The following is a 6365-nucleotide window of genomic DNA, read 5'->3' as shown; positions in this document are numbered from 1 at the left end:
CATACCTCACCGGTATGTGGCCCTCGGCGAATGGGTACAGCTAATCGCCATTCGTGCCATGAACTTCGACCCATTTTGCACGAGTAGCTGATTTTTTCCGCACAGCTGGAGTTCTGCAGAAACAATGTCTCCGGACGGAGCGCGCACGAAGAAGTAATTGTTGACGCGGGTACAACCAGATAAAGCAATTGCGCATCCTAATGTCCATAGGAGCGCGGGACCTTTCCGCGGAATACTCAACTTAGTCTGCCTCGCTTGGTGAATAGGGTCCATTCTTAACGAGCCTCACATCCTTGATTTATGCCAATTTGGGCATTTTGCGTGTTGGCATTCTTGCACGGGTAATGCCCGCACTCCGACCGATCATGTTGTTGGCGATATCGATTTGCGCCTCAAGAGTAGGCTAACCCGCCATAAGTTGACCTGTGCGCCTCGTGCCGTCGCCTTGGGCAGTGATCCAACAATTTTTTTGGGCAATCAAACACAGCCTTTGCCAAGGCATAGCCTGGGGCAAAGGCTGTCTCGGTTTCAGAAACACCGAAGTAGGTGCACATGACAAAGTGGCGCATTCCTACCGGCAGGCATGCAGCCAGCAAAGTGTATCGCTAGAATTTCTTGGCGATTCCAATTACGATGTCAGTTGTTCGATAGTCAGCTTTGAGTGTACGACCGCCGCCCCTGAGGCTTGGGCTATTGACCGAAAATGTCCGCAGTTCCCCGAATCCTTTCCAATCTTCAGCAAACTCATACTCCACGCCAGCTATACCCTGAACAGCAAACATACTTGCTCTGGAGTATTGGCCACGGTTGGCAGCGGGGCCGGCATTCAAATCGAAATCTACTTCACGGGTCAAACCAATGCCTAAGCCAACATAAGGCTTGAAACTGCCGGCTTCGTTAAAGGTGTATAGACCGTTCACCATGATCGAAGTTGAGGCGTAATCGCTGTTGCTTGCAGCAACCCCTCCAAGGGAGTTTAGTGAGCTGGATCGGTAGGTGTACTCAAGCTCGCTCCGCCAAGGCCCGGCGTAGTCGTACCCGATGGCCCCACCAGCCAGCGCGCCCCCGCCGAACTTTCCTTTGGTGCGGGTTCCTCCAATCTGTAGGTCCGTATTACTCAAGGTGGAGCTACCGCCATAAACCTTGGCATAGAGACCACCCTCTTTATCGGCTGTTTGAGCGATTGCTGAATTTCCAAATGCAAAGAGCGCTGCGACAACAGCCAACGTGCGGTAGAACATTTTCTTTTCCTTCTGAGTGTTTCGTAGGGAGAATAAGGCCGGGCTGATTACTCGACCTGTCGGGTAACTACCCGATGAGGTCTGTAGGAAAAGTGCTCTTGCACGAACGGTAGCCTATACTGCACGAACGGACAGATTATCTGCAGTCAGCTCCGGCTGGCGCGCGCCGAGAGAGGTACAAGTAACTCTAGTGCCACCGACAAAAGGTCCTTTTCTAGGACCACTCAACTAGGCTTGAATATCTCGACTTGTTTTCAAATCAGCCTCGCGCAGTGCTGCTGAAGTCAGGGTCTTAAACCGTGGCGGCAAGGCAGGTGCGGGAGCAACGACGTCGAGCTCATGTTTACGCCATATTGTGGATGGTTCAAAGCTCTGCTGCAGTCAAAGTGCCATCGGAAGCAAGTCCAAGGTTTGGGAGGAGTTGCGTCAAGCCCATTTGGGCAAAGGTGATTAACACTCAGGCGCGCAAAAAATTTTGGTTCAACATGTCGACTTGTTAGAAGGCCTCAGGGCTCTAGGCCTCATAAAACCTGTGACAAATCATTCTTCCGACGCCGACTGACCGGTATCTTGAGGCCTGTGTCCGTTTGCAAGAAGCTAGAAGATTTGAGGCGTTTCTTCTGCAATATGTGATCTTGTGCAACCCAATGGGATCGATGCACTTGGACACCTGGATAGCCAACCTCTTTCAATTCCTCGATGGCGCGGCCAAAGGGGTAGAAGATCAAAGCTTGACCGGCAAAGGTATAAACTCGGGTATAATGAAGCTCGGCAGATAGCGCGACCAGATCGGTCCCGAGGGGTGGTGGAAGCAAGTCAACGAACGGCAGCTTCAAAGGTTCGGTCTTACTCTCCTGGCTTCCTGTGTTAACACCAGTTGAGCCTCTAGGTTGGGTGCTAGTTTGATTGGTATTGGTTACGGGCAGGCTTCGATCCTGAAACATACCAAGGGCGCCCTTCAAACGGATTGCATTGAGGCCCAGCCATGTAGTCACCGCAGGCGGCGAAACGAAGGCAAGTTCTTCCAAGTACTCCAAGTACCAACTTCGTGGCAAAGTCACCGTGGGTTCATCTAATCCTAGAATTCCATCAAGCCATGTCCCAATCGGAACAAATAGCGCGGCTCCGAGAAGCCCTGATAGGGCTAACTGTACGAAAACTGGCCATTTAAAGAATGGGCTGAGTTTTTGTAGCCCCAATTGCATAACTTGCATCATCGTTAACAGGGCGCTCACTTGAATTAGCCAGAGTAGAGCCCTTTGCGCGATCGAAAGTTCTTGGGTCGAACTTGGATTTAAAAGTGCGATGACGATTGCAATACAGATTGTTGAAAAAGCCAAGAATTTTGGCCAACTCAGTTGCGCTGAATTTGATGGGGCGAGTTTGAGCTTCATGCGTCGTCATTACCCAAATGGCAAATCGGCTTCAAGCACTCGCTCAGCGGCCAAGCATGAAATCTTTGTAGTGTTCCGCGCCTCCTACTCCGCCCCTCCTACTAGGTCTGTCCGCTTTCGGGCTCGCGTGAATTGCGCATTATTGAGCGAGTTTGGCACCAAGCTGACCCAAAGCGACCGATGATTGCCGCCTCACCCCCGCACCGCACGCGCGACCTCATCGAGAAACGCATCAATCAGCGCCTCAGCCTGATCGTCGTCATCCTCGCGCTCGAGAAGTCCTGCATAGGTGAACCAGCAATGCGCTCCGCGCGGTAGCAACTGTCTTGACCAAGGTCATGCGGGTGTCAAATCAGCACTGATTTGATTGTTCCAAGGCTGTCCTGAGCGGATCATGGCGTTGAGGTGTGTGAGGAGTTTTCTGGCGACCGCGATGATAATGGCTTTGAACGGACGCTGTTGGTTTGAGAGCTTGGTGCGGAACTCTTTAAGGACAGGATCGCGGCTGCTTGCGATGAAGGCGGCGAGATAGAGGGCGCGCCGGATCTGGGCGCGACCGCCCCAGATATGGCGAGAGCCGCGTCGTATGCCGCTGTCGCAAGCGTGTGGTGCGAGACCTGCAAGGCTGGCGAGAGCTCGGCGGTTGGTCGTTCCGATTTCAGGTAGGCCGGCGAGTAAAGTGGCGGCGACAACAGGGCCGATGCCAGGCGCACTTTGGAGGGCTGCATCAAGTCTAGCGAGTTGTGTCGCAGATTTGATGTGGGCAGCTATTTCCTTAGTCAGGGCTGCGAGACGGGTCTTGAGGAAGGTGAGCTTGGTGGCGATATCGTCTTTGATGAAGAGATCAACCGTAGTTCCAAGTCTCTGTTTCTCCTTTGTTATATAGCCGATCAAGGCCTCACGGCGCGCAACTAAGTCGGCTAATCTTGCCCGTTGTGGATCAATCGGATCATCGGCTTTCAGGGCAAACTTCGCACCCATATCGGCCAGCATGCGCGCATCGACAGCATCGGTCTTTGCCAATCGGCCCGTTGCGCGCGCGAATTCTCGCGCTTGTCTTGGATTGACCCTCGCATAGCCAACTTTGTGGATGGTGAGTGCGTGAAGTAACGCGCGCTCACATCCGCCTGTGGCTTCGAGCACGACCACGACGCCTTTGCTACTAAGCCCGGCGGCGAAGGTGTCGAGTATGGCGGGGTCCATTGTTAGGCGTTGATGTTGGTTGGTGAGAGGGCAAAACATATCGATCCAAGCCCGCGAAACATCGACACCGACATAAGTATCTGTCATGGTAGCACTCCTATCCTTGTTAGCGGAGTCGGTGGTGGTAGACCGCTCCCAGCAACTGTTCAGGGTGGGCAACCGTTCAGGAAACGGCTCGGGCGGGCCCTCAGCTACGCGACGGTCTTGCAGGACCAAGGGTGCATACAGGGTCCCGCCCGACTTCCTTATGACATGGATCGAAGTAACAAGGGTGCGTTCCGAATGGAATGCACCTTGGTCGAGCAATCCCTCAGATCGACAATGATGCGCCTTAGCCAAATGACTTGGAACGGTTCAATGCGTCGCTCCGCTTGCCTTGAAGCCGCCTGACCATTGTTTCTGCGCAAACTCGAACGAAGCCTTTGCCCAGGCATAGCCTGANAGACCTTCCAAGTGGAAAATGGGCTGTGCAATTGGCGATCAGGTTCAATTCGGCCCCTTCAAGCCATAGCGCCAAGTGGCCAAGAGGAGATGGTCTGGTTTGGGTGTGAAGTGCGGGAAAACTGTCGGTAAAGCGTGAGAAACTTCCGGGAGTACACGGCCTGAATCCGGCGCAGGCAAGTCGTACCCCTTAAGGCTGCAATGTTTCATTTGACGCCCTGCCGGAAGAATGGGAGCAGTTGAGTTAAGCAGATTTGTAGCGCGAAAAAGGATCGAGATTTTGTTACGGGCAAACCCAGTCAAGCTGCTACTCGTTCCTTTGCTGTTGATTCCAACCTTAGTTGGTTGCGGGGTGGCACCACCCCCTTCTCAAGAATCTCGCATTCAGTCAGAACAGAAGCCCTTAAATGTTGCGAGTGTTCAATCGGTACAAGAATTGGAGCAGCGATATGCAGAACTAACGACTTTGAACCTTGGCAATATTTCAATAGCAGCCGAACTCGACCAAAAAAATAGGAGCCTGCTTGCTTCGCTTCAGAACAAGGGGACCCTGACGAAGGACGAAGAGGCGCTGAAGGGGCGGTTGTTGGTATTGACGGGCAACAGAGGTCAGCAAAATTTCGAAGAGCTTATGGAATTAAAACCAATCGGCCGTTGGTTCAATTCGAATGAACTTGACCCCGCCGGGCATCGCGCGGCGTTCATAATCCTGCAACATGGCGATATTTCAAAAGTTCTTGACCTTGTTCCGGAAATCAAGGCCGCTGCAGAAAGCGGGCTTCTTAGCAAGCAGCAATACGCCCTGTTCGCCGACAGAGTTGCCGTTGTTCGAGGGGAGCCACAAGAGTTTGGCAGTCAAGTAAACTGTGTAAATGGGGAGCCGATTTTCCCGCCCGTAAGAGACCCAAACGAGATCAACCAGCGGCGCAGAGAAGTTGGAATGTCAAAAACTCTCGAAGAGTATCAACAAGAGATCACGGACCTAAAAATGTGCAAGTAGCGAGTTTTGCACCCTAAAATGTCGTATTATCGAGATGCACCCCACTACACGAAGTACGCGTCTAGGTTATCGTCTCACCGCGCGCGACCAATTGCTCGGCAACTCTTCGAATAAAGTCCCATACGGCTTTATCAAATGGCATCTGGCCCGCCGTGGTGGGGTTGGCGAAGCCTTGGGCATAAAATTCGCGGCTTGATGCAATCATGCCGGGATCGCTTTGCGTAAACTCGCGCACCAGCGAAAACCAGCGTCGGCCCAGCGCCAATGCCGCTTCCGAGGAGGGATCGCCGATCACGCGTAACCGGTCTGCTTCCGTGATGACAGAGGCCCAAGCCGCGCCGACGCGCTCTTGATCTTCAGACGTGAAGGGCCGTTCTTTCAGCGTATGGATTTGCTCAGGTGAAAAAGTGGCCTCCCACAATTTCTCGGTTGTTGGATTAATGAAATTATTAGACATGTTGGTCTCCTGATGAAGGATGATGAGGGCATCAGCATCAAGATCGGCACCGCCAGCGAGTTTTTCTCGCGCTGCTAGGATCGCTTTTTGCGCACGTTGGATTTGCGATAATTGCTCATTCAACGCGCGTTCCTGCACTGATAGGATCACATCAAGACTAGGTGTGCCACGACTGAGCAAGGCTTTGATGGCGCGCAACGAGAAGCCCAATTGCTTGAGCGCCGCAACGCGCCAAGCGGCTGTGACATCCTCGTCTCGAAACACACGCCAACCATTTGCCAAGCGGTGGGGCTTGATCAGCCCTTCTGCCTCCCAAAGACGTAACGCCTTTAGGCCAATGCCAAGACGCTTGGCGATTTTTGCGGGTCGATCAGAGTTCATTTCAGCACCTAATCTCAAGTGATCGGTTCGTTCTGCGCTCTGCCCCACGGGCGGGGTCAATAAGCATTTTTATGGTTTGTACAGTGATGCACTTCGTGCCTTTGGGGTGAGTTCTGCAAGGAATGAACCATCTCCACTGCCACTGGCGACCTCCGAATGCGCCTTGAAGCGCCTTTCAACGTCCGCTTTCGCCCCCACGCCCCAAAGCAGACCTTCCGCAATCGTGAAGAGTTTCGGATGCTTTTGGG

General features: G+C 53.0%; 6 protein-coding genes. 1 reads left to right on the top strand and 5 read right to left on the bottom strand.

All coding sequences use genetic code 11. The features are described 5' to 3' along the window. Window positions 1-605: 605 nt before the first annotated feature. From B7364_RS07030 to B7364_RS07020, 4 genes are all read right to left on the bottom strand, one after another. Window positions 606-1241, bottom strand: coding sequence for an outer membrane protein (locus B7364_RS07030; protein WP_085339318.1), 636 nt, complete (start codon window positions 1239-1241; stop codon window positions 606-608). A 521-nt stretch (window positions 1242-1762) separates the two neighbouring features. Continuing rightward, window positions 1763-2635: a LytTR family DNA-binding domain-containing protein gene (locus B7364_RS07025; protein WP_085339317.1), complete on the bottom strand. Its 873-nt coding sequence runs from the start codon at window positions 2633-2635 to the stop codon at window positions 1763-1765. Between the two features lie 192 nt (window positions 2636-2827). Further along, window positions 2828-2956, bottom strand: coding sequence for a hypothetical protein (locus tag B7364_RS18245; RefSeq protein ID WP_269798767.1), 129 nt, complete (start codon window positions 2954-2956; stop codon window positions 2828-2830). Window positions 2957-2971: 15 nt separating this feature from the next. After that, window positions 2972-3925, bottom strand: a complete 954-nt coding sequence (locus B7364_RS07020) for an IS110 family RNA-guided transposase (protein WP_085339316.1) — start codon at window positions 3923-3925, stop codon at window positions 2972-2974. Window positions 3926-4559: 634 nt separating this feature from the next. Between B7364_RS07020 and B7364_RS07015 the strand changes: the two genes are divergently transcribed. Next, window positions 4560-5279, top strand: coding sequence for a DUF6624 domain-containing protein (locus B7364_RS07015; RefSeq protein ID WP_157893550.1), 720 nt, complete (start codon window positions 4560-4562; stop codon window positions 5277-5279). A 61-nt stretch (window positions 5280-5340) separates the two neighbouring features. On the opposite strand, the gene B7364_RS07010 is transcribed toward B7364_RS07015, so the two are convergent. Continuing rightward, window positions 5341-6117, bottom strand: a complete 777-nt coding sequence (locus B7364_RS07010; RefSeq protein WP_085339314.1) for a MerR family transcriptional regulator — start codon at window positions 6115-6117, stop codon at window positions 5341-5343. Window positions 6118-6365: the final 248 nt, after the last annotated feature.

It is taken from the genome of Aquidulcibacter paucihalophilus (assembly GCF_002105465.1).
Taxonomy (GTDB): Bacteria; Pseudomonadota; Alphaproteobacteria; order Caulobacterales; family Aquidulcibacteraceae; genus Aquidulcibacter; species Aquidulcibacter paucihalophilus.
The sequence above is the reverse complement of the archived record's forward strand: the minus strand, read 5'-3'. Positions and strand labels throughout refer to the sequence as shown.